The organism is Mycolicibacter senuensis (assembly GCF_002101885.1).
GTDB classification, from domain to species: domain Bacteria; phylum Actinomycetota; class Actinomycetes; order Mycobacteriales; family Mycobacteriaceae; genus Mycobacterium; species Mycobacterium senuense.
On sequence record NZ_LQPS01000025.1, the window covers coordinates 1 to 23070 of the forward strand.

Sequence of the window (23070 nt, forward strand, 5' to 3'; positions counted from 1 at the left end):
TGCACGTCATCTGGCACTGCTGGCAAGACCACCTCGCCTACAACCCCGACAAACACCGAGCGCTCCAGAAAACCCTCACCCAAAAAGGGGCGGCTTGACATAGGGCTTCTCATGCGCCGCCCCTCAGCATTGCGACCTCGAGGGCCACCTCGGCCACCCGTCGCGCCGCCTCCGGGTGCCCGGCCAGCCGGGCAGCGCTGGTCATCGCCGCCAGCCGCGCCCGATCGGTGAGCAGTCCGGCAACCGTGCCGGCCACGAAATCCGGGGTCAGCGCGGCGTCGTCGACCAGCACACCGCCACCGGCGTTGACGACCGGCAGCGCGTTGAGCCGCTGCTCGCCGTTGCCGATCGGCAACGGCACGTACACCGCCGGCAACCCCACCGCCGACACCTCGGCCACCGTCATCGCCCCGGATCGGCAGATCGCCAGATCGGCGGCCGCGTACGCCAGGTCCATCCGGTCCAGATAGGGCACCGCGACGTAACGCGGATCGCCCTCGGCGGGCTGCGGCAGATCCAGCGTGTTCTTCGGGCCGTGCGCGTGCAGCACCGAAACCCCGGCCGCGGCAAGATGTTCAGCCGCTCCGGCGACGGCCTGGTTGATCGACTGGGCACCTTGCGAACCGCCGAAAACCAGCAGCACCCGGTCATCGTCGGCGAAGCCGAAGTGAGCGCGGGCCGTTGCGCGCAGCGCCGCCCGGTCCAAGGTGGTGATCGCCGCCCGGACCGGCACCCCGACGACCTCCGGGCGCGACAGGCCGCAGTCGCCCACGGCCGAGAGCACCCGCGCGGCGCCGCGGGCGCCGACCCGGTTGGCCAGCCCCGCGCGCGCATTGGCCTCGTGGATCACCACCGGCACCCGCCGCCGGCCGATACCGCGCGCAGCCAGATACGCCGGCAGCGCCACATAGCCGCCGAAACCGATCACCACGTCGGCCTGCACGGCGCGCAACACCGCCCGAGTCTCGCGGACCGCGCGCACCACCCGCGGCGGCAGCCGGACCAGATCGGCGTTGAGTTTGCGGGGCAACGGCACCGGGGTGATCAGCTCCAGATCGTAGCCGCGAGCCGGCACCAACCGGGTCTCCAGGCCGCGTGCCGTACCCAGGGCGGTGATGCGGACACTCGCGTCCAGGGCGCGCAGCGCGTCGGCGACCGCCATGGCGGGCTCGACGTGGCCTGCGGTACCGCCGCCGGCCAGAACCACCGATATCGGCGCACCGCGGTCCGGCTTGCTGACCGAGTCGTTCACTCCCCTAATGCTGACCTTCCAGTGCGCGTGCGCGCCCGACTGTCGGGCGCCGCTGGCCCGACGCCGCTTGTCCGGACGCCGCTTGTACGGACGCCGCCCGGCGACGTCGGTCGCCTCCATTTTGCCCTGCCCGGCCGGTGCCGCGGCTCGCCGCCCGCTTCGTCGGCTGCCCGGCTGCGCGCTGCCGCCCCGCCGACCGCGACGGTGCCCGCCCGGTGCCGCGCTGCCCCCCGCCGGATTGCGGCCTGGACCGCAGCCGGTCACGCAGCGCCTCGATCCGGGTCGGTGCATACGGCTCCGGCAGCGGCAACCGCAGCATCCGGTTCATCCGGTCCTCCCGGCCGGCGCGCAGCGCCGCCACCGCCTCCGGCTCGTGCCGGGCCGCATTGGCCATGATGCCGATCATGAACAGCGTTGTCGCCGTAGAGGTTCCACCGGCCGATATCAGCGGCAGCTGAATACCGGTGACGGGCAACAGCCCGATAACGTAGCCGACGTTGATGAAGGACTGGCCGATCACCCACATCGTGGTGGTGGCCGTCAGCAGTCGCAGGAACGGGTCGGCGGAGCGCTTCGCGATGCGCATACCGGTGTAGGCGAACAGGCCGAACAGCGCCAGCAACCCGAAGCCGCCGATGAAGCCGAGTTCCTCGCCGATGATGGCGAAGATGAAGTCGTTGTGCGCGTTGGGCAGATAGTTCCACTTCGCGGTGCCCTGGCCCAGGCCGTCGCCGAAGATGCCGCCGTTGGCCAGCGCGAACTTCGCCTGCCGCGCCTGGTAGCCGGCGCCCTGCAGGTCGGCGTCCGGGTCCAGCCAGGACCGCACCCGGTCGGAACGGTAGCCCTCGGTCACCGCCATGATCGCGGCGGCGGCGACAATGGCCGTCAGTGACGTGAGGAACACCCGCAACGGCAGACCGGCATACCACAACAGCGCCAGCAGAATGATGCCCAGCGAGACCGTCTGCCCCAAGTCGGGCTGGGCGACGATCAGCACCAGCGCAACCACGGCGGCCGGCACCAGCGGGACGAGCATCTCGCCCAGCGTCGCGCGTTCCATCCGCCGGGCCGCCAGCAGGTGGGCGCCCCAGATGACGAACGCGATCTTAGCCAGCTCGGAGGGCTGCATGGAGAAGCCGGCGACGACGAACCAGCCGCGAGAACCGTTGGACAAGGTGCCGATACCCGGGATCAGCACCAGCACCAGCAGCACGATGGTGAAGGCGTAACCGGCAAAAGCCATGCGCCGCATGAACCGGACCGGCATCCGCAACGCCACATAGCAGCCGATGAGCCCGATCACCGTCCACAGCACCTGCTTGCCGAAGATCCGCCAGGCCGAGCCGTCGATGCCGTAGGACTCCACCCCCGAGGCGGACAGCACCATGATCAGGCCGAGCGTGGTCAGCAGGGCGGCAATCGCGATGATGAGGTGAAACGACGTCATGGGCCGGCCCAGCCAGGCGCCGAACCGGGTGCGCGGCTCGGTGTCGGCGGGCTTGTGCGCCGTCGTCTCGTCATCGGCGGCCGCGGCCCCGGCGTTTCGCCGCAGCCGGGCCAGAAGCCCGATCACACCGCCCCCGCCGCGGCGCGCACGGCGGCGGCGAAGGCGTCGCCCCGGGCGCCGTAACCGGCGAACTGGTCGAAGGACGCCCCCGCCGGAGCCAGCAGCACCGTGTCGCCGGGCCGGGCCAGGCTGCGGGCGGCGGCCACCACCGCAGTCATCACTCGGGAGCTCAGCGGCTCATCGGACCTGTCAGCTACTTGCGTCACACGAGTAACTGGAGACACGGCTGTATCACCCATATCAATATCCTCGCCCGTCACAACCTGTACGACGGGGACATCCGGTGCGTGTCGTGATAACGCCTTGGCAACCACGGCGCGGTCGCGCCCGATCAGCACCGCCCCGGCCAGGCGCCCGGCGATGCGGGCCACGGTCGCATCGACCGACGCGCCCTTGAGCAGACCGCCGGCCACCCAGACCACCCGCGGATAAGCCAGCACCGAGGCTTCGGCAGCGTGCGGATTGGTGGCCTTGGAGTCGTCGACGTAGCTGATGCCGTCGGCGACGACCACCAGTTCGGCGCGGTGCCGGCCGACCTGAAACGACGCCAGCGCGGTCGCGATCGCTTCCGGCGGCACCTCCACGCTGCGGGCCAGCGCCGCCGCGGCCAGCGCATCGAGCACACCGACCGGCCCGGGAACCGGAATCGAGGCCACCGGCGCCAGCACCGCCTCGTCGGCGAACCCGCGGTCGACCAGCATGCCGTCGAGCACGCCGAGTTCGCCGGCGGCCGGTTCCCCGAGCCGGAAACCCGCTTTCACCGCCGCGGGCGACCCGCCCAGCAGCGCCGCCGCGCGGTCGTCGTCGAGGCCGACCACCGCCACCCGGCCGCCCAGTGCCCGCGCCTTGTCCGCGGTGTAGGCGGCCATGCTGCCGTGCCAGTCCAGGTGGTCTTCGGCGATGTTGAGCACCACCCCGGCCTCCGGACGCAGCGACGGCGCCCAGTGCAGCTGGAAACTGGACAGCTCGACGGCCAGCAGTTCGGCGGGCTCGCCCAGCACATCCAGCACCGGGCTGCCGATGTTGCCGCACAACTGGGCGCGCCGGCCCGCGGCGGTCAGCATGGCGTGCAGCATCGACGTCGTGGTGGTCTTGCCGTTGGTACCGGTCACCACCAGCCAGCGCCGCGGCGGCCCGTAGTAGCCGGCGGCGTCCAGGCGCCAGGCCAGTTCCACGTCGCCCCAGACCGGCACGCCGGCCGCGGCGGCCGCAACCAGCAGCGGCGTGGTGGGCGGGAACCCCGGGCTGGTGACCACCACGGTGTAGTCGGTGATCTGTGCGGCGGCCGCCGCCGGGCTCAACGTCGTCACGCCGTGGTGACCGCGCAGTGCGGCCGCGTCATCGTCGCAGAGTGTCAGGTCCAGGCCCAGCGGCGCCAATGCGCTCAGCACCGCCCGGCCGGTCACCCCCGCCCCGGCGACCAGCACCCGTGCACCGGAGGACAGCACGCCGGTCATGTCAGCCGCCGACGGCGGTGAACCACTCGCCGTAGAACATGGAGACGCCCAACCCGCAGGCGATGGCGGTCAGCAGCCAGAACCGGATGATCACCGTGGTCTCCGCCCAGCCGGCCAACTCGAAGTGATGATGGAACGGCGCCATCCGGAACACCCGGCGGCCGGTGCTGCGGAAGGCCAGGATCTGCACGACGACCGAGGTGATCTCGGCGACGAAGAGCCCGCCGAGCACCACCGCGAGGATCTCGGTGTGGGTGGTCACCGACATCCCGGCGATCACCCCGCCCAACGCCAGCGATCCGGTGTCGCCCATGAAGATCTTCGCCGGCGCGGCGTTCCACCACAGGAACCCGATGCAGGCGCCCGCCGTGGCGGCGGCGATCAGCGCCAAGTCCAGCGGGTCGCGCACGTTGTAGCAGCCCAGCCCGGGCGCGATGGCGCAGGCGTTGCGGTGCTGCATCACGGTGATCAGCACGTAGGCGGCACTGACCATCGCCATCGATCCGGCGGCCAGACCGTCCAGGCCGTCGGTGAAGTTCACCGCGTTCGACCAGGCGCTGACGATCAGGATGACGAACAACACGAAAATCGCCGGTGGCAGTGTGACGGTGGCGATCTCGCGCACGTAGGACAGCTGCTGGGAGCCCGGGGTCAGCCCGGAGCTGTTGCGGAAGTTGAGCACCAGCAGGCCGAACAGGGTCGCCGCGGTGACCTGCCCGACGGTCTTGGCGGTCTTGTTCAAGCCCAGGTTGCGTGACCGGCGGATCTTGATCAGGTCGTCGATGAAGCCCACGCCGCCCAGTGCGGTCGCCAACCCCAGCACCAACAGCCCTGAGGCCGTCGGTCCGGTGCCGTAGAAGACCAGGCCCGCCAGCTGAGCCGTCAGGTAGCCCGCCCAGATCCCGGCCACGATCGCCACGCCACCCATCGACGGGGTGCCCCGTTTGCTCTGATGGCTGGCCGGGCCGTCCTCGCGGATCTCCTGACCGAAACCCTGCTTGGTGAACACCCGGATCAGCACCGGGGTCAACAGGATGGCGACCAACAACGCGACACCGGCCGCGACGAGGATCATGATCATCAGCGATCTCCTGGAGCGTCGCTGACCAGCGCGTCGGCCAGGACCGTCAACCCGGCGGAGTTGGACGCCTTGACCAGTACCACGTCACCCGGCCGCAATTCGGCGCGCAGCAGGGACAGGGCGGCATCGACGTCCGGTACCGCGGTGGCCCCCCTGTCACCGTCGGCGCCCCAGGATCCCTCCATGACCGCGCCGTGGTGCATCGCGCCCATCGCTCTCCCTACGCCGACGACAATGAGACGAGACACATCTAAGCGCACCGCGAGCCGGCCGATGCGGTCATGCTCAGATATCGCGTCCTCGCCCAGCTCAGCCATCTCACCGAGCACCGCCCAACTGCGTCTCGGCGCGAGAGTTTCAGCATCCTGACCGCGGGCGATCCAGGCCAGCGCCTGCAGCGCCGCCCGCATGGAGTCCGGGTTGGCGTTGTAGGCGTCGTCGATCACCGTCACCCCGTCGCCGCGGGTGGCGACCTGCATCCGGTGTCCCGACATCGGACCGGCGCCGGCCAGCGCCGACGCCACCTGCTCGGGCGTGGCGCCGCATTCCAGGGCGACCGCCGCCGCGCACAGCGCGTTGGAGACCTGGTGATCACCGGACACCCCGAGCTGCACGCCGGCCTCGCCGGCCGCCCCGCCCGGGCCGACGCGCAGCGTAAAACCCGGGCGGGCCAATCCGTCGAGCGTCGCCGGCCCGGCCCACACGTCGGCAGGCCCGGCCCGGCTGACCCGGACCACCCGGGCCGCGGTCTTGTCCGCCATCGCGGCCACCGCCGGATCATCGACGTTGAGGATCACCACACCGGACTCCGGAACAGCTTGCGCCAGTTCGGCTTTGGTCTCCGCGATCGCCTCGCGGGAGCCGAACTCCCCCAGGTGCGCGCTGCCGACGTTGAGCACCACCGCCACCTGCGGCGGGGCGATGGCGGCCAGCGCCGCGATGTTGCCGCGATGCCGGGCGGACAGTTCCAGCACCAGAAAGTCGGTGTCCTCGTCGGCACGCAGCACCGTCCACGGATGGCCCAGCTCGTTGTTGAACGACCCCGGCGGTGCGACCACCTGCCCCAACGGCGCCAGCACGGCGGCCAGCAGGTCCTTGGTGGAGGTCTTGCCCGACGAACCGGTGACCCCGATGATCCGCAGGCCGCCGGCGACCAGTCTGGCGGCCACGGCGGCGGCCAGGCCGGCCAGCGCGCCCAGCACCGCGGCCCCGGATCCGACGGCGTCGTCGTGCTCGAGGGCACCGGATCGGCTGTCCGATGCAACCGGATCCACCACGATGGCCGGCACCCCGACCGGACGGGCGGCCAGCACCGCCACCGCACCGGCGGCCACCGCCGACGCCGCGTGGTCGTGGCCGTCGGCCCGCGCCCCCGGCAGCGCCAGGAACAACGAGCCCGCGGTGATGCGGCGGGAGTCGAACTCCACGGTCCCGGTGACGACGGTGCGCGCGGCCTGCTCCGGTGAGATGTCGGCAAGCCGGCCACCCACGATGTCGGCGATATCGGCGACGGTCAGCGCGATCATCGGTGCTGCTCGCGCGCGTCCAGCGCCTGGGCCAGCTCGATTCGGTCGTCGAAGGGCTGCGTGCGTCCCGCGGCGGTCTGGCCGGTTTCGTGGCCCTTGCCGGCGACGAGCACCACGTCGCCCGGCCGCGCCCAGCGCACCGCGTGGTCGATCGCCGCCCGTCGATCACCGATCTCGACCACCTCCGCGCTGCCGTCGGCAGCACCGGTCAGGACCGCACGCCGGATGTCGGCGGGGTCCTCGCCCCGAGGGTTGTCGTCGGTGACGACCACCAGGTCCGCACCCTGCGCGGCGATCCGGCCCATCGGGGCGCGCTTGCCGTGGTCGCGGTCGCCGCCGGCGCCGAACACCACGGCCAGCCGCCCGGGGCTGTCGCGCAGATCCTCGCGCAGGGTCTGCAGCACCGCGGCCAGCGCGCCCGGCTTGTGCGCGTAGTCGACCAGCGCCAGGAAATCCTGGCCACGATCGATCGGCTCCATCCGGCCGGGCACCCGGGCGTCACGCAGGCCCGGCGCCGCCTGCTCCGGCGACACTCCGACCGCATCGAGAATCGCCAGCGCCACCAGGCAATTGGCGACGTTGTAGTTGCCGGGCAGCCCGATTCCGACCGGGTGGTGCACACCGGCGGGGTCGACCGCCACGAACTCCCGGCCACCTGGGCCCGCACCCGCGCTGACGCGTTCCACACCCCAGCCCGCCGGCCGGCCGGTCGCGCTGACGGTGACCGGCGCGCTCGCGCGCGCCGCCATCGCCTCACCGGCCGCGTCGTCGACGCAGACCACCGCCCGGGCGGCGTGCAGCGGTGAGGCCGGATCGAAAAGCCGCGCCTTGGCCTCGAAGTAGTCCGCCATGGTCGGGTGGAAGTCCAGGTGGTCGCGCGACAGGTTGGTGAACGCGCCCACCGCAAAGCGGGTGCCGTCGGCCCGGCCCAATGCCAAGGCGTGGCTGGACACCTCCATCACCACGGTGTCGACCCCGCGCTGCGCCATCACCGCCAGCAGCGCCTGCAGCGCCGGCGCCTCGGGGGTGGTCAGCGCACTGGGCAGATCGACCCCGTCGATCCGGACACCGACGGTGCCGATCAGCCCCGCAGTCCGGCCCGCGGCCCGCAACCCGGCCTCGACCAGGTAGGCGGTGGTGGTCTTGCCCGACGTCCCGGTGACACCGATGACCGTGAGCCGCTCGCAGGGACGCCCGTAGACGGTGGCAGCCAATTCGCCGAGCACGGCGCGGGGAGCCGGGTGCACCAGCACCGGTAACCCGGGCGCCGTTGCACCGCTGGCGATCTCGGCGGCCCCGTCCCCGTCGGAGAGCACCGCGACCGCCCCGCGTGCGACCGCGTCGGCGACGAACCGCGCCCCGCGGGTCGTCGCGCCGGGTAGCGCCGCGAACAGGTCCCCGGGCTGCGCATCCTGAGCGCGCAGCGTCAGCCCGGTGATCAGCAGCTCCGGCACCACACCGCCGGTCGCGGCGACCGCCCCGATGCGGTCGGCCAGGGCGCGCAGCGGAGTACCCGCCCCGACGTCGGGACGCATTGCGGCAGACACCGCGATCACCTCCATCCGCTAGCGCCAGGTCACCAGAACCGGACCTGAGACTACCCAGGCGGGCGCCGACAGCGGGGCGGCCGATCGGCATTTCGCGGCCGGCAGGTCAGCCGGGTCCGGTTCAGCACGGCGGGGCGCTCTCGGCAGGCCACCGTGAGCGCGGAGGCTACCGCTACATCGCCTGCAGCACGAGTGGCGGTCCCGGGTCCGGCGAGAGCGGAACGTTGTGTCGCTGCAACAGCCAGCCGGCGATGTTGTGGAACAGCGGCGCGGCCGACGTGCCCGGCGATCCGTCGGCGGCGCGATGGGGGTTGTCCATCATCATCCCGATGACGTAGCGCGGATTGTCCACCGGCGCGATCCCGGCGAAGGTGATCCAGTAGACGTCGTCGTAGTAGCAGCCGCAGCCGGGGTTGATCTGCTGGGCGGTGCCGGTCTTCCCGGCGATCTGGTAGCCGTCGACGGCGGCCTGCCATCCGGTGCCCTGCTGGACACCGGTCGGGTCGCGCTGGGTCACCGAGCGCAGCATGTTGCGGACGGTCTGCGCGGTCTGCTCGGAGACGACCCGCACACCGTCCGGGCGGGGTTCTTCGGTGCGGGCGCCGTCGGGGGCGATGGTGGACTTGATGATTCGCGGCGGAATCCGCAACCCGTCGTTGGCGATGGCCTGATACATCCCGGCCATCTGCAGCAGCGTCATCGACAGACCTTGGCCGATCGGAAGGTTGGCGAACGAGCTGCCCGACCACTGATCGACCGGCGGAACCAGCCCGGCGCTCTCGCCGGGAAGCGCCACGCCGGTGCGCTGTCCCAGACCGAATTTCTCCAGCATCTCGAACCAACGCTCCGGGCCCACCCGCTGCGCCAGCATCAGGGTGCCGACGTTGGAGGACTTCCCGAAGATCCCGGTCGTGGTGTAGGGCGCCACCCCGTGCTCCCAGGCGTCGCTGACGGTGACATCGGCGACGTTGATCGAGCCCGGAACCTGCAGCACCTCATCGGGGTTGCTCAGTCCGTACTCGATGACCGACGCGGCGGTGATGATCTTGTTCACCGAGCCGGGCTCGAACGGCGACGACACCGCCGGGTTGCCCAGCTGCCGGTCCTCCTGCCGCCCGATGTCCTGGGACGGGTCGAAGGTGTTGTCGCCGGCCATCGCCAGTACCTCGCCGCTCTTGGCGTCGAGCACCACCGCGGTGACGTTGCGGGCCCCGGAGACGTTCTTGGCCTGCTGAACCTGCTGCTGGACGTAGAACTGGATGTCGTCGTCGAGGGTCAGCTGGATCGTCGACCCGTTGACGGCCCGGTGCCGGTTGCGGTAGCTGCCCGGGATCACCACGCCGTCGGAGCCGCGGTCGTAGGTGATCGAGCCGTCGGTACCGGCCAGCACGGCATCCATCGAGTCTTCCAGCCCCAGCAGGCCGTGGCCGTCCCAATCGATGCCGCCGATGATGTTGGCGGCCAACGATCCGCCCGGGTACTGCCGCAGATCCTGACGCTCGCTGCCGACCTCGGGGAACTTGTCGGTGATCACCTCGGCCAGCGCCGGGTCGACGGCACGGGCCAGGTAGACGAAGGTCTCGTTGCTGCGCAACTTCTTCAGCAGCGTCGCCGCATCCGGCTTGTTACCGAGCCGGCCGGCGATGTCCTTGGCGATCTCTTGGAACCGGCGCTGCGGGTCGGGGGCGGCCGGATCCTTCTTCCGGGCCTCCGCGAGTTGCTTGCCGACCTTGATCGGCTGGAAGGTCAATGCCCGGGCTTCGATGGTGAACGCCAACTTGTCGCCGGTGCGGTCGATGATGTCGCCGCGCATGGCCTGCTGGACGTCGGTGACCTTGAGTTGCCCGGCGGCCTCGGCCCGCAATCCCGACGCCCGCGGCACCTGCAGGTAGAACAGCTGGGCCGCCGACAGCGCCAGCACCAGGAAGATGACGGCGTTGCCGGTGCGGTGCCGGAAGACGAACGATGCGCTGCGCAGTCCCAGGTCGGTGGCCGGCCGGGTGCGACGGTCGCGCGCCGAATGCCCCGTCTGCTGAGTAACTTTGGCGGGTTTGGCCGACTTGGGCTGCTTGGTGGGCTTGGTGGATCGGCCCGCGCTGCGGGTGCCGGCCTTGATCGACCCGTCGGCGCGCCGCGCCGGTCCCGTGCCCCGAGCCGGCCTTCTCATCGCGGGGCTCCCGGAAGTACCGCTGGCAGGGCGGGCTGCTGCGGCAGCTCCGGCTGCGGCGACAAGGCGGCCTCCGGCGGAAGCGCGGCCGCGGGGGGCAACGCGGCCTCCGGCGGAAGCACGGCCGCGGGGGGCAACGCGGCCTCCGGCGGTAGCGCGACGGGCGGGATCTCGGGCCCCGGCGGCGGCCCCGACAACGACCCACCGGGCAGGCTGGGCATTCCCGGCAGCCCCGGGATGATCAGCGGCGCACCGGGCACAGCGGGTGCCGGCGCAGCCGGGGTGGGCAGATGCCTGCTGTCCAGCTTCGGCCCGGCGGGCGGCACCCGGACCGGAACCTCGGCCGGCGGTGTCGCCGGTTGCTCGTCGGGCAACTTGGTGTTCAGCGGTGGCGGCGGCACACCCTCGGCCGGTTTCGGTTGGCCCACGACGACCCAGTTGCCGGCCGGGTCCTGGACCAGATGCGCGGTGTCGCGGGTCGGGATCATGCCCAGTTCGCGGGCCGCCTCGGCCAGCGCCGGCGCCGACTCGGCGGTGAGCACATCGCGCTCGAGCGCCTCCTTCTGCTGCAGCAGCACCCGGTTGTGCTCCCGGATGTTGCCCAGCTGATAGGAGCGCTCGGCGGCATCGGTCGACAGCCACAGCGTGATGCCCAGCCCGATGCCGAGCGAACCGATGATCAACACCACGAACGGGACCTTGGCCGCCAGGGAGCGCGGCCGCAGGTCGATCGAGGCCAGCCGGGTGATCAGGCGTTCCCGCAGCGGGACGCGTACTACCTTGGGCGCCTTGGCCTTTCGCGCCTTCGCGCGCGCCTTGGCCTGCTTGGTGTTCTTCGGCGGCACCGGCCGGGCATCGGGGCGCGACAGCACCGCGTTCTGCGGCCCCGACCGCGGCCGCGATTCACGCCCCGGGGCCGGCGCGGTCCCGTGCTGCCGCCGAGGGCGCCGGGCCGCCGGTGCCTCACTCGAACGGCGCGGTCCGGTGCGGGTGGCGCTCTCGGGGCCGCGGCGGCGATCGCCTTGCCGGGCCGCAGGTTTGCGGTTGGTCGCCATCAATCCCCCCTCGATGTCGGAACCGGCCCGGCGGCAACCCGCTGCACGGCCCGCAACCGGACCGACCCCGCCCTCGGGTTGTGCTCGACCTCATCCGGTTGGGCACGCTCGGCGCCGCGCGTCAACGTCATGAACCTCGGCCTGTCACCAGGCAATTCGACCGGCAGATCGACCGGCGTACGTGACGTGGTCACGGCGGCGAACAACTGCTTGACGATGCGATCCTCCAGCGACTGATAGGACATCACCGCGACGCGCCCGCCCACCGTCAACGCGTTCAGGGCCGCCGGGAGGGCGTTGCGCAGCGACTCCAGCTCGCCGTTGACCGCGATGCGCAGTGCCTGGAAGGTCCGCTTGGCCGGATGCCCCCCGGTACGTCTGGCCGGCGCCGGAATCGCCTCGTAGAGCAGCGCTGTCAGCTCCCCCGTCGAGGTGAACGGTGTCTGGGACCGGCGGCGGACGATATGGGCGGCGATGCGTGAGGCGAAGCGCTCCTCCCCGAACCGGCGCAGGATGTCGGTCAGCGCGGCTGCGTCGTACGTATTGACGATCTCGGCGGCCGTCAGCTCGGCCTCCGGGTCCATCCGCATGTCCAGCGGGGCGTCCTGGGCGTAGGAGAAACCCCGCTCCGCCCGGTCGAGCTGCATCGATGAGACGCCGAGGTCGAACAGCACCCCGTCGACCGAACCCGTTGGCGCCAAACCCGTTTCGGTCAGCGCCGTGCCGATCCCGTCGTAGCGGGTGCGAACCGTGCGCAGCCGATCGGCGAACCGGTCCAACCGGGCGCCGGCGATCTCCAGCGCGGTGCTGTCCCGGTCGAGGCCGATGACCCGCAGGCCGGGGAACCGACTCAGGAACCGTTCGGTATGGCCGCCGGCTCCGAGGGTGGCGTCGACGAGAGTGGCCCCACGGCCGTCGGGTGATTCCCGGGTCAGTGCCGGGGCCAGCAGTTCCACGCAACGCTCCAGCAGCACCGGTACGTGCCCGAATTCGCCCTGCTCGGCCACCGCAACACCTCCCCTCGGATGTTGACCCCGCCGCGCCTGCGATCGCCGGGGGCCCGCCCCTGCCTCGAGGTCCCTGCCCGACAGCGCGAACCTGACGTTGGGGAAGTACGTCAGGGTCGGTTCGGACAGAGGCCACGAGGCACGGGCGTGCGCCTCAGATGATGTCGCTGAGTGCTTCATCGCTGGCCGCGGAGAAGTTCTCTTCATGGGTCTGCTGGTAATCGCTCCACGCCTGCGCATCCCAGATCTCGAGGTAGTCGACCGATCCGATGACCACGCAGTCCTTGGAGAGGTTGGCGTAGCGGCGGTGGTCGGGCGACAAGGTGATCCGGCCCTGCCCGTCGGGATGCTGTTCGTCGGTGGCCGCGGCCAGGCTGCGCAGGAACGCCCGCGCCTCCGGGTTGCTGCGCGACGCCTTGGCCGCGCGGCGGGCGAGCTGCTCGAACTCCGCCCGCGGGTACACGGCCAGGCTGTGGTCCTGGCTCTTGGTGACCATCAAACCTCCTGCCAGCGCGTCGCGGAACTTCGCGGGCAGTGTCAGCCGCCCCTTGTCGTCGAGCTTGGGCGTATAGGTGCCGAGGAACATCGGCCACCTCCCGCTCACGTCGACAACGTGAGCCCACAATACCCCACAATTCCCCACTCTGCACCATTTAGAAGGACCATTTCACCCCCATTCCCCACCGAATCGGGTGATGATCGACTCCACCGCCCTGAAACCAGCGTGACTGACCGAGAAAACGCCAGGTCACGCCGTAAGAACCAAGGTGGGGTAAAGTGGGGAGTCAGGCCGGCGACGGGCCCGAGGCGTGCCCGCGCGCCAGCAAACGCGCACGAAAAAGGAGCAGCCGATCGGCTGCCCCTGTCACGTCAAACGTGCCGCGCTACGGCTCGAAACGACGGCGGAACCGGTCCTCCATGCGACTGGCGAACGTGCCGCTGCCCCCCTTGACCCGGCGCTGCTGGTTCCCACCCGTCTTGGTCACCCCATCGCCGGCCGCGGCCGCGTGGTTGCCGGTGATGGCGAACACCACGCCACCGAACATCACCACGAACCCGACCACGCTCAAGATCAGGAAACCCGGGTTGACCGTCGAATAGAACGGGATGCCGGAGACCAGCATCACCAGCCCGGTCAGGAACAGTGCCATGCCCTGCACCCGCCGCCGCGTGGTCGGGGTGCGCAGGGCACCACCACGCACGCTGGAAGCGAACTTGGGGTCCTCCGCGTAGAGGGCGCTCTCGATCTCGTCGAGCATGCGCTGTTCATGATCGGAGAGTGGCATTCGTCCCTCCTTGCCGACGGCCGGTCACATCGCTGCCCACCACTGGCTACGGACTGTGCGGGCAACTATCACTGATAATACGAGGTCGGCCTGCGGTGTACCACAGGCTTCGCCAGCCGATTGTAGCCGCGGTCCGGCAATGCCGATCCGTAACCGCCCGACGTCCGGGAACCGAAGCTCCGATAATGGGTGGGCGCACCCCAACCACCGACCGGGAGAGGAACCGTTGGCGACATTGCTCATCGACCTGTCGCCGCACGACATGGCGGACCGGCTCAGCGAGGCACTGCGGGTGTACGTCACCGCGATGGAGTACCCGCCGGGCACCGAGAACCAACGAGCCTCGATGTGGCTGGATCACACCCGCCGCCGAGGCTGGCGGGCGGTGGCCGCCCTGCAGGACGGCGATACCGGGAGCGGCGCCGAACTGCTCGGGATCGCCTACGGCTACTGCGGCGCGCCCGACCAGTGGTGGCAGCAGCAGGTGGTGGCGGGTCTGCACCGCCGGGGCATCCCCCGCCCCGACATCCAGCGGCTGACCACCAGCTACTTCGAGCTGACCGAGTTGCACGTGCTGCCGCGCTCACAGGGCAGCGGCCTGGGCGAGGCGCTGGCGCGGCGGCTGCTGACCGGACGAGCCGAGGCCAACGTGCTGCTCTCCACCCCGGAGATCAGCGGCGAAGGCAACCGCGCCTGGCGGCTCTACCGCCGCCTGGGCTTCACCGATGTCATCCGCGGTCACCACTTCGCCGGCGATCCCCGGCCGTTCGCCATCCTGGGCCGAGCGCTGCCGCTGGAGCAGCCCACCGCCGCGTCGGCGGCGGACCGGCCCACCGGTCTGGCACGATGACCTCCGTGCATGTTCGGCGCTCGCTACCGCCCTTCCGGCGTCCGGTTCGGCGGTTCACCGCATACCGCCGACTACTGGCGCTGATGGCGATCCTGCTGATCACCGCGCCCCTCACCGTGGGGTGTGTGCGCATCAAGGCCACCATCACCGTCTCCCCCAACGATCAGGTCTCCGGCCAGATCATCGCGGCGGCCAAACCCCGCAACGACAACGACACCGGACCCAAGCTCAGCACCGACGTGCCATTCGCGCAGAAGATCGCGGTCACCAGCTACAACCGCGACGGCTACGTCGGCTCGCAGGCGGTGTTCTCCGACCTGACCTTCGCCGAACTACCGCAACTGGCCGAGATGAACCGTGACTCGGCCGGGGTGAACCTGACGCTGCGCCGCGCCGGGAACCTGGTGATCCTGGAGGGCCGGGTGGACCTCACCTCGCTGAGCGATCCGACGGCCGACGTCGAATTGAGCGTCGCGTTCCCCGGCGAGGTGACCTCGACCAACGGCGAGCGTCTCGGCGCCGACACGGTGCAGTGGCGACTCAAGCCGGGTGTGGTCAGCACCATGAGCGCGCAGGCTCGTTACACCGACCCCAGCACCCGATCGTTCGCCCGCGCCGCCACCTGGCTGGTGCTGTCGACGTTCGCCGTGGCCGGAGCGGTGGCGCTGATCGCCTGGTTCGGCCGCGACCGCTCACCGCGCTTCGGCTCCCCGCGCGACGACGCGGCCTGAGCGCCGGGCCGCCTCAGCGGGCCGCCGGCGACCAGTAGTCGAGCATCTGGGCGAAGGTGGTGAACGCAGCGGCGGACACCCCGTAGGTCGCCTCCAGGTGGATGCTCAACGGAAAGCCCAGATCGACGACACCGTCGATGACCCGCTTGTACAGGTCGAGCATCAGCTTGCGGCGCTGCTCGGGCTCACTGTCGGCCAGTGTCCGGACGAAGGCCTGCTCGGCCGCGACCGCCGCGTTGCCGGGGTCCTGGATCAGCCAGTTGATCAGGCCGACCCGGTTCTCGAACGTCGGCACGAAACCGAAGGACAGCAAGATCTCCGGGCGCGCGTCGCTGCGCTGGGCGAACTCGGTCAAAAACGGCACGATCGCATCGGAGTACAGCAGCTGGGTCAGCCCGAACGTGGCACCGCGATCGCACTTGAAATCGAACCGGCCGATCTCGTCGGCGCGGGTCGGGATCAAGATGACGCCACGGTTGGCGACATCGTCGCGGAAAGTCGCCAGCGCGTCGGTGGGCGGCACGCCGGAGCCCTCGCCGTCGGCCATGGTGCGCGGCACACCGACGAACACGACGCCCTCGATGCCGGCCCCGGCCAGGTCGTCGAGCCGGCCACGCAGCGCCGTTTCGTCGGAGAACGCGGTCACCTGGGTGCACAGCCCGGCCATGTCCGGCAGCTCCGGCCCGATGGTCTGCCAGAAGTCCAGCACGTCGAGCTTGGGCTTCATCTCCACGGGCCGGTCGTCGTCCTCGGCGATCATCGCGGGCATCAGGATGTGCCGGATGCGGCCCTCGATACCGGTCTCGGCCGCAAACCGCCGGACCTTCCCGGCGTCCTCGCGGGCCTTCTCGTGGGCCTGCTCCGGCCCGCGATCCAGGTTCGGCGGGACAAGCTCGAGGGCGACGGTGTTCAAGGTCACGAGTTGCTCCTGGTCGAAGGCGGTCAAGTTCGCCACGGGGGCGGGCCCGCGGGCCGGCTTCGCCGGCTCTCTTCGCCAGAAGCAGCAGCGGCATTGCGGCCGACACGGACGCAAGGCCCCGAGCCTATCGGAGCAACCGGTGCCGACGAGCAGTCGGTGTGGCCCCGCGGCGGCGTCGCCGCCGGTCTGAGCCTCCCCCCGGGCGTGGTGGCACACTCTACGCTGAACGCACGCCGGGGGTCCCCGGGCCGGCCGAGTGAGGAAGGGGCGCCGAGCTGAGCTTCAAGGCAACAGCAGCAACCGCACCGTCGGCCGTCGAACTGGCCGGCGCGATGACCGAGCAGCTGCGCTCCTACCTGCGCACCCGCCGTATCGACACCGCCTACATGGGTGAGGACTACCAGAGCCTGATCACCGGACTGGAGGAGTTCGTCCTCAGCGGCGGCAAGCGGCTCCGGCCGGCGTTCGCCTACTGGGGCTGGCGAGCCATCACCGGCCGGGATGCGCTCGACGACGAGCTGCTGCTGTTCTCGGCGCTGGAACTGCTGCACGCCTGTGCGCTGGTGCACGACGACGTGATCGACGCCTCAGCGACCCGGCGCGGCGGCCCCACCACCCACCACAAGTTCGCCGACCTGCACCGCACCCGCGGCTGGCGGGGCCAGGCCGATCAATTCGGGATCTCGGCCGCCATCCTGCTCGGTGATCTGGCGCTGGTCTGGGCCGACGACATCGTCGCCGGCGCCGACCTGCCGGCGGATGCGCAACGCCGGGTACGGCGCATCTGGTCGGATATTCGCACCGAGGTGCTGGGCGGGCAATATCTCGACATCGTCGCCGAGGCCAGCGGTGACGAGTCGATCGCGTCGGCGATGCGGGTCAACACCTACAAGACCGCCTCCTACACGGTGGTTCGGCCCCTGCAGCTGGGGGTCGCGGCCGCCGCCGACCGGCCCGACATCCAGGCGCTGTTCCACGAGGTCGGCACCGATCTCGGCGTGGCGTTCCAGCTGCGCGACGATGTGCTGGGCGTGTTCGGCGACCCCGCGGTGACCGGCAAACCGTCCGGCGACGACCTGCGCTCGGGTAAACGCACCGTGCTGGTGGCCGAGGCAGTCGAGCTGGCCGACAAGTCGGATACGGCGGCCGCCGAACGGTTGCGCGCATCGCTCGGCACCGCGTTGACCGACACGCAGGTCCGCGAGTTGTGCGACCTGATCGAGGCGGTGGGCGCGCTGGCCGCCGTCGAGGACCGGATCGACACCCTGACCCGCCGGGCCATGACGGCGCTGGCGGCCGCCCCCATCGACGAGGTCGCCAAGGCCGGACTGACCGGCCTGGCCCGACTGGTCGCCGACCGGTCCGCTTGAGGAGCCCCGAAGCGCCATGTCCATCCCCAGCACATCGACGGTTCCGGCGGGCCCGGCCCGGCCGCTGGCCCGGCTGCGCGAGTTCGCCACCAGCGAGCAGTCCGCGGCGGCCTGGCTGGGCTGCATGGGCGCGATGCTGATCACGGTGGGCGGTCTGGGCGCCGGCAGCACCCGGATCCAGGACCCGGTGCTGGAGTCGGCGCACCTGTCCTGGCTGCGGTTCGGTCATGGCCTGGTGCTGTCGTCGGTGCTGCTGTGGGCCGGCGTCGCGGTGATGCTGCTGGCCTGGTTCGGCCTGGGCCGGCGGGTGATCGACGGCGCCGCAACCGAATACACGCTGATAGCCACCACCGGATTCTGGCTGGCGCCGCTGCTGCTGTCGGTTCCGGTGTTCAGCCGCGACACCTACTCCTACCTGGCCCAGGGCGCACTGCTGCGAGACGGATTGGACCCCTACCAGGTGGGTCCGGTCGAGAACCCCAACCCGCTGCTCGATGACGTCAGCCCGATCTGGGCGGCGACGACGGCACCTTACGGCCCGGCGTTCATCCTGGTCGCCAAACTGGTCACCATCCTGGTGGGCAACAACGTGGTGGTCGGCACCATGGTGTTGCGGTTGTGCATGCTGCCGGGCCTGGCGCTGTTGATCTGGGCCGCACCGCAAGTGGCCCGCCGGGTCGGCGGAAGCCCCCCGGCGGCGCTGTATCTGGCGGTGCTCAACCCGCTGGTCATCATCCACCTGATGGGCGGTGTCCACAACGAGATGCTGATGGTGGGCCTGATGGTCGCCGGGATCGCGCTGACGCTGCGGGGCCGGCCGCTGGCGGGCATCAGCCTGGTGGCCCTCGCCGCCGCGGTCAAAGCCACCGCCGTGATCGCGTTGCCGTTTCTGGTGTGGATATGGATGCGCCGGCTACGGGAACGGCACGGCTACCCGGTTGCGCAGGCGTTCGCGGCGGCCGCGGCCATCTCGGCAGCGATCATGGTCGCCGTCTTCGCGGCGCTGTCGGCCCTGGCCGGCGTGGGTCTGGGCTGGCTGACCGCGCTGCTGGCCGGCAACGTCAAGATCATCAACTGGCTCACCGTGCCGACCGCCGCGGCCAACCTCGTGCACGCCGTCGGCGGGTTGGTCGCGCCGATCAATTTCTATGCCGCACTGCACATCACCCGGATCAGCGGGATCGTGGTGATCGCGCTGGTGCTCCCGGTGCTGTGGTGGCGGTCTCGCCGCGACGACCGGGCGGCGGTGCTGGGGATCGCCTGGGGCATGCTGGTCGTGGTGCTGTTCGTGCCGGCCGCGCTGCCCTGGTATTACACCTGGCCGCTGGCGGCGGCGGCCACCGTGGTCCGCTCACCGACGGCGATCACCGCGATCGCCGCGGCCTCGACCTGGATCATGGTGATCTTCAAACCCGACGGCTCGCACGGCATGTACTCCTGGCTGCACGTGATCGGCGCGACCGGGTGCGCCGTGTTCGCCTGGTACCGACTGTCCAGACCCACGGCGGAGGTCGCGCCGGCGGCCGGCTGAACTCAGTACGCCATGGCCTGCGCCCGGCGCATCACCTCACGGGCCTGATGGGCATGCAGCGCGTCGATCGGACGGGCGTTGGCGACCGACTCGCGCACACCGTCGCGGGTCAACGACAGCGACGGGTCGTGGGTGAACAGCCAGCGCACGATGTCGGTCTGCTCATAGCCGCCGTCGTGGAGCACCGCCAGCAATCCCGGCAGGCTCTTCACCACATCCCCGGCCGCGGTGAAGAACACCTGCGGCACCACCAGCGCACCGTCGCGGCGCACCGCGAGCAGATGGTTGTCCCGCAGGTACTGGTGCACTTTGGTGACGGGCACGCCGAGCATTTCGGCGACCGTCGGCAGGTCGAACATCGGTTCGTCGGATTCCAGGATGTCTTCGGCGGCCGGGATGCTGCTCACCACACGAGTCTAGAACCGCCGGATCGGCAACCCACCCGCATACCATGACCAGGTGACCGCAGCGTGGGGCCCAGACGCACTCGAAGGCGCCCTGCTGGACGGCCGGTACCGCGTCGGCACCCGCATCGCCACCGGCGGCACCTCCACGGTGTACCGCGGTCTCGACGAACGGCTGGACCGCCCGGTCGCATGCAAGGTGATGGATCTGCGCTACGCCGGCGACCAGCAGTTCCTCACCCGATTTCAGCTCGAGGCGCGGGCGGTCGCCCGCCTCAAGGATCCGGGTCTGGTGGCGGTGTACGACCAGGGTTTCGGCACGCCGCACGACCCCGGGCAGCCGTTTCTGATCATGGAACTCGTCGAGGGCGGAACGCTGCGCGAACTGCTCAACGAACGCGGCCCGATGCCGCCGCACGCCGTCGTCGCGGTGCTGCGCCCGGTGCTGGGGGCGCTGGGCATCGCGCACCGCGCCGGCCTGGTGCACCGCGACGTGAAGCCGGAGAACATCCTGATCTCCGACGACGGCGAGGTGAAGGTGGTCGATTTCGGGCTGGTCCGTGCCCTCGCGGCGGCCGGGATCACCTCGACCAACGTGATTCTGGGCACCGCGGCCTACCTGTCACCCGAGCAGGTCCGCGACGGCAACGCCGGGCCGGCCAGCGACGTCTACGGGGTCGGCATCCTGGCCTACGAGCTGCTGACCGGTCACACACCGTTCGCCGGCGACTCCCCGCTGACCGTGGCCTACCAGCGGCTGGATCGCGATGTCCCGCCGCCCAGCACCGCCATCGAGGGGGTGCCGAGAGAATTCGACGAACTGGTGGCCCGCGCCACCGCACTGGAGCCGGCTGACCGCTACGCCGACGGCGTCGAGATGGCCCAGGACGTCACGGCGATCGCCGAACGGTTGGGGCTGCCGGCGTTTCGGGTTCCGGCCCCGCGCAACTCCGCCCAGCACAGCTCGGCGCCACCGCAGCGCGGCGGCGGGCCCGCCGCGCCGCCGGCCCGCCCGACGCTGCACATGCCGCGCGGCCCGCAGGATTGGACGCCCGACACCGACACCGAGGCCGACACCCAATACCAGGTGGTGTCAGGGCAGTTCGCCGGGATCGAACTGAGTCAGTTCGTCCTGCAGCGACAGCACGCGCGCCGGATGGTGGCGATCTGGCTGACGGTGGTGTTCGCCCTCACCGGGCTGGTGGCCGCGGTGGCGTGGACGCTGGGCAACAACGTCGGCGCGCTGCTGTAGTTATCCGTTGCCGCGTTACCCATGGCGCGAGCGTGCGCAACAACGGTGTTGGCTACGGCGTGTCGACCGGGGACGCGCACGCTCGCGGGGAAAAACCTAACCGCGGAGCATCTCGGCGACCAGGAAGGCCAACTCCAGGCTCTGCTGGGTGTTGAGCCGCGGGTCGCACGCCGTCTCGTAGCGCCCGCCCAGGTCCGCATCCGAAATATCTTGCGCGCCACCGAGACATTCGGTGACGTCCTCGCCGGTGAACTCCAGGTGGATGCCGCCGGGGTGGGTGCCCAGCGCGTGGTGCACCTCGAAGAATCCCTGCACCTCGTCGACGATCCGGTCGAAGTGCCGGGTCTTGTGACCGGTGGAGGCCTCATGGGTGTTGCCGTGCATCGGGTCGCACTGCCAGATCACCTGGTGACCGGTGGCCTGCACCTTCTCGATGATGCCCGGCAACAGATCGCGCACCTTGGAGTTGCCCATCCGGCTGACCAGGGTGAGCCGGCCCGGCTCGTTGTTGGGGTCGAGCCGTTCGACATACTCGACGGCCAGCTCCGGGGAGGTGGTCGGCCCCAGCTTGATGCCGATCGGGTTGGCGATCACCTCGGCCAGGCCGACGTGTGCGCCGTCGAGCTGGCGAGTCCGCTCGCCGATCCACACGTAGTGCGCCGACAGGTCGTAGAGCTTCGGTTCGCCCTCGATGTCGGCCATCCGCAGCATGGCGCGCTCGTAGTCCAGCACCAGCGCCTCGTGGCTGGCGTAGATCTCGGCGGTCTGCAGTTCCCGGTCGGCGACCCCGCAGGCGTTCATGAACCGCAGGCCGCGGTCGATCTCCCCGGCCAGCGCCTCATAACGCGCACCGGCCGGCGAGGTGCGGACGAACTCCCGGTTCCAGTCGTGCACCAGTTCCAGCGACGCCAGCCCCGACGAGGTCAGCGCCCGCACCAGGTTCATCGCCGCGCTGGCGTTGGCGTAGGCCCGCACCAGCCGGGACGGGTCGTGTTCGCGCACGGCGGCGTCCGGGGCGAACCCGTTGACCATGTCACCGCGGTAGGACTTCAGCCCGAGGGCGTCGATGTCGGCCGACCGGGGCTTGGCGTACTGGCCGGCGATGCGGGCCAGCTTGACCACCGGCGTGGACGCCCCGTAGGTCAGCACCACCGCCATCTGCAGCAGAGTGCGGATGTTGCCCTTGATGTGCGGCTCGGTGTTGTCGGCGAAGGTTTCGGCGCAGTCGCCGCCCTGCAGCAGGAAGGCCTCCCCGCGGGCGACCTCAGCCAGCAGCCCCTTGAGCCGGACGATCTCGGAGGCCACCGTGATCGGCGGGACGCTCTCGAGCACCGTGCGCATCGCCTTGGCCTGGTCGGCGGGCCAACTCGGCTGCTGAACGGCCGGGCGGGCCAGCGCGGCGTCGAGGCGCTCACGCAGGTCCGCGGGCAGCGGCGGCAGCGACGGCAGCTGGTCGATCGGTACGTCAACGGTCCAGTTCACCCGACCATGGTAGCCGGGGCGCGGACCGCGCTGATCAGGCCTGTTCGGTGGCGGTGATCACCTGGAAGCGTCGCAACTGGTCGCGGGCGTCCACCAGCGCATCGTGGCTGCCCGCCGATCGCGGTGGCAGCCGCGGCCGGCCCCGATCCTCCCAGAGTTGACGCAACTCGTGGGTGAAGCGCGGGATCGACTGCGGCAGGTCGGGCATCGTTCCCCACAGCTGGCACAACACCACGTGGTCGTAAGCGGCCACCCAGGCCCACAACTCGATCGGCTCACCGCTGTCGACGCGCAAGAACTCCTCGAGATCGTCGCGGATCCGGCGCCGTGTCCGCCACGCCTGGGATGCCGGGGAGGGCAGCTTGGGCAGCACGTGGGTGCGGACCCACGGCCCGGCCCGGCCCGGGTCGAACTCGGTGGAGACCGCGTAATATTCGCGTCCGTCCTCGGCGACCACGCCGATCGAGACCAGCTCGATGGTGCGGCCGTCCTCGATGAACTCGGTGTCGTAGAAATATCTCACCGGCCGCTCATCTCCCGGGACCGCCGGGTCGCTGAAGCGGATGGGCCGGCGACGGCGTGGAAA

20 protein-coding genes are annotated in these 23070 nt (G+C 70.7%); 5 read left to right on the forward strand and 15 right to left on the reverse strand.

The window, feature by feature from the left end; genetic code table 11:
• Nucleotides 1-109 precede the first annotated feature (109 nt).
• From murG to AWC24_RS04930, 11 genes are all read right to left on the reverse strand, one after another.
• Nucleotides 110-1252 carry an undecaprenyldiphospho-muramoylpentapeptide beta-N-acetylglucosaminyltransferase gene (murG, locus tag AWC24_RS04880; RefSeq protein ID WP_085082609.1) on the reverse strand — a complete coding sequence of 381 codons (1143 nt, stop codon included), beginning with the start codon at nt 1250-1252 and terminating at the stop codon, nt 110-112.
• Nucleotides 1253-1256: 4 nt separating this feature from the next.
• Nucleotides 1257-2813, reverse strand: a complete 1557-nt coding sequence (ftsW, locus tag AWC24_RS04885) for a putative lipid II flippase FtsW (RefSeq protein WP_407663446.1) — start codon at nt 2811-2813, stop codon at nt 1257-1259.
• An 8-nt stretch (nt 2814-2821) separates the two neighbouring features.
• The gene (gene murD / locus AWC24_RS04890) at nt 2822-4276 is read right to left on the reverse strand and encodes a UDP-N-acetylmuramoyl-L-alanine--D-glutamate ligase (protein ID WP_085082613.1); all 1455 of its coding nucleotides are present in this window, start codon (nt 4274-4276) and stop codon (nt 2822-2824) included.
• Nucleotide 4277: 1 nt separating this feature from the next.
• A complete protein-coding gene (mraY, locus tag AWC24_RS04895) occupies nt 4278-5357 on the reverse strand; it encodes a phospho-N-acetylmuramoyl-pentapeptide-transferase (protein ID WP_085082615.1) in 1080 nt (359 codons plus the stop codon).
• Nucleotides 5357-6883, reverse strand: coding sequence for a UDP-N-acetylmuramoyl-tripeptide--D-alanyl-D-alanine ligase (locus AWC24_RS04900; protein ID WP_085082617.1), 1527 nt, complete (start codon nt 6881-6883; stop codon nt 5357-5359). The genes mraY and AWC24_RS04900 overlap by 1 nt, the downstream gene beginning before the upstream one ends.
• Entirely contained in the window at nt 6880-8445 is a 1566-nt protein-coding gene (locus AWC24_RS04905) for a UDP-N-acetylmuramoyl-L-alanyl-D-glutamate--2,6-diaminopimelate ligase (RefSeq protein WP_085082619.1), read from the reverse strand. The genes AWC24_RS04900 and AWC24_RS04905 overlap by 4 nt, the downstream gene beginning before the upstream one ends.
• A gap of 157 nt (nt 8446-8602) precedes the next feature.
• Nucleotides 8603-10597 carry a peptidoglycan D,D-transpeptidase FtsI family protein gene (locus AWC24_RS04910; protein WP_109560327.1) on the reverse strand — a complete coding sequence of 665 codons (1995 nt, stop codon included), beginning with the start codon at nt 10595-10597 and terminating at the stop codon, nt 8603-8605.
• Nucleotides 10594-11652: a cell division protein FtsL gene (ftsL, locus tag AWC24_RS04915; RefSeq protein ID WP_234807258.1), complete on the reverse strand. Its 1059-nt coding sequence runs from the start codon at nt 11650-11652 to the stop codon at nt 10594-10596. Before ftsL ends, AWC24_RS04910 begins: the two co-directional genes overlap by 4 nt.
• Nucleotides 11652-12839, reverse strand: coding sequence for a 16S rRNA (cytosine(1402)-N(4))-methyltransferase RsmH (gene rsmH / locus AWC24_RS04920; protein WP_085082621.1), 1188 nt, complete (start codon nt 12837-12839; stop codon nt 11652-11654). The genes ftsL and rsmH overlap by 1 nt, the downstream gene beginning before the upstream one ends.
• A complete protein-coding gene (gene mraZ / locus AWC24_RS04925) occupies nt 12814-13245 on the reverse strand; it encodes a division/cell wall cluster transcriptional repressor MraZ (RefSeq protein ID WP_085082623.1) in 432 nt (143 codons plus the stop codon). The genes rsmH and mraZ overlap by 26 nt, the downstream gene beginning before the upstream one ends.
• Nucleotides 13246-13543: 298 nt before the next feature.
• On the reverse strand, nt 13544-13945 hold the full coding sequence (locus AWC24_RS04930; RefSeq protein ID WP_085082625.1) for an SCO2097 family morphological protein: 402 nt from the start codon (nt 13943-13945) through the stop codon (nt 13544-13546).
• Nucleotides 13946-14171: 226 nt separating this feature from the next.
• Between AWC24_RS04930 and AWC24_RS04935 the strand changes: the two genes are divergently transcribed.
• Nucleotides 14172-14795: a GNAT family N-acetyltransferase gene (locus AWC24_RS04935; protein ID WP_085082627.1), complete on the forward strand. Its 624-nt coding sequence runs from the start codon at nt 14172-14174 to the stop codon at nt 14793-14795.
• An 83-nt stretch (nt 14796-14878) separates the two neighbouring features.
• Nucleotides 14879-15526, forward strand: a complete 648-nt coding sequence (locus tag AWC24_RS04940; RefSeq protein ID WP_165757709.1) for an LppM family (lipo)protein — start codon at nt 14879-14881, stop codon at nt 15524-15526.
• Nucleotides 15527-15539: 13 nt separating this feature from the next.
• Here the strand turns inward: AWC24_RS04940 and AWC24_RS04945 are convergent, their stop codons facing one another.
• A complete protein-coding gene (locus AWC24_RS04945; RefSeq protein ID WP_085082857.1) occupies nt 15540-16445 on the reverse strand; it encodes a mycobacterial-type methylenetetrahydrofolate reductase in 906 nt (301 codons plus the stop codon).
• A 332-nt stretch (nt 16446-16777) separates the two neighbouring features.
• Here AWC24_RS04945 and idsA2 point away from each other — a divergent pair, with 332 nt between their 5' ends.
• Both idsA2 and AWC24_RS04955 read left to right on the forward strand, forming a co-directional pair.
• Nucleotides 16778-17815: a bifunctional (2E,6E)-farnesyl/geranyl diphosphate synthase gene (idsA2, locus tag AWC24_RS04950; protein ID WP_085082629.1), complete on the forward strand. Its 1038-nt coding sequence runs from the start codon at nt 16778-16780 to the stop codon at nt 17813-17815.
• A gap of 16 nt (nt 17816-17831) precedes the next feature.
• The gene (locus AWC24_RS04955) at nt 17832-19346 is read left to right on the forward strand and encodes an alpha-(1->6)-mannopyranosyltransferase A (RefSeq protein WP_085082631.1); all 1515 of its coding nucleotides are present in this window, start codon (nt 17832-17834) and stop codon (nt 19344-19346) included.
• Between the two features lie 2 nt (nt 19347-19348).
• Here the strand turns inward: AWC24_RS04955 and AWC24_RS04960 are convergent, their stop codons facing one another.
• Nucleotides 19349-19753, reverse strand: coding sequence for an Rv2175c family DNA-binding protein (locus AWC24_RS04960; protein WP_085082859.1), 405 nt, complete (start codon nt 19751-19753; stop codon nt 19349-19351).
• A gap of 52 nt (nt 19754-19805) precedes the next feature.
• On the opposite strand from AWC24_RS04960, the gene AWC24_RS04965 reads away from it, so the two are divergent.
• Nucleotides 19806-21002 carry a protein kinase domain-containing protein gene (locus tag AWC24_RS04965; protein WP_085082633.1) on the forward strand — a complete coding sequence of 399 codons (1197 nt, stop codon included), beginning with the start codon at nt 19806-19808 and terminating at the stop codon, nt 21000-21002.
• Nucleotides 21003-21098: 96 nt separating this feature from the next.
• Here AWC24_RS04965 and AWC24_RS04970 read toward each other — a convergent pair whose 3' ends face one another.
• Together AWC24_RS04970 and AWC24_RS04975 are read right to left on the reverse strand one after the other, a co-directional pair.
• Nucleotides 21099-22484 carry a class II 3-deoxy-7-phosphoheptulonate synthase gene (locus tag AWC24_RS04970; protein ID WP_085082635.1) on the reverse strand — a complete coding sequence of 462 codons (1386 nt, stop codon included), beginning with the start codon at nt 22482-22484 and terminating at the stop codon, nt 21099-21101.
• 34 nt (nt 22485-22518) lie between these two features.
• Nucleotides 22519-23007 (reverse strand): polyadenylate-specific 3'-exoribonuclease AS, encoded by a 489-nt coding sequence (locus AWC24_RS04975; RefSeq protein ID WP_085082637.1) that lies wholly within the window; start codon nt 23005-23007, stop codon nt 22519-22521.
• Nucleotides 23008-23070: the final 63 nt, after the last annotated feature.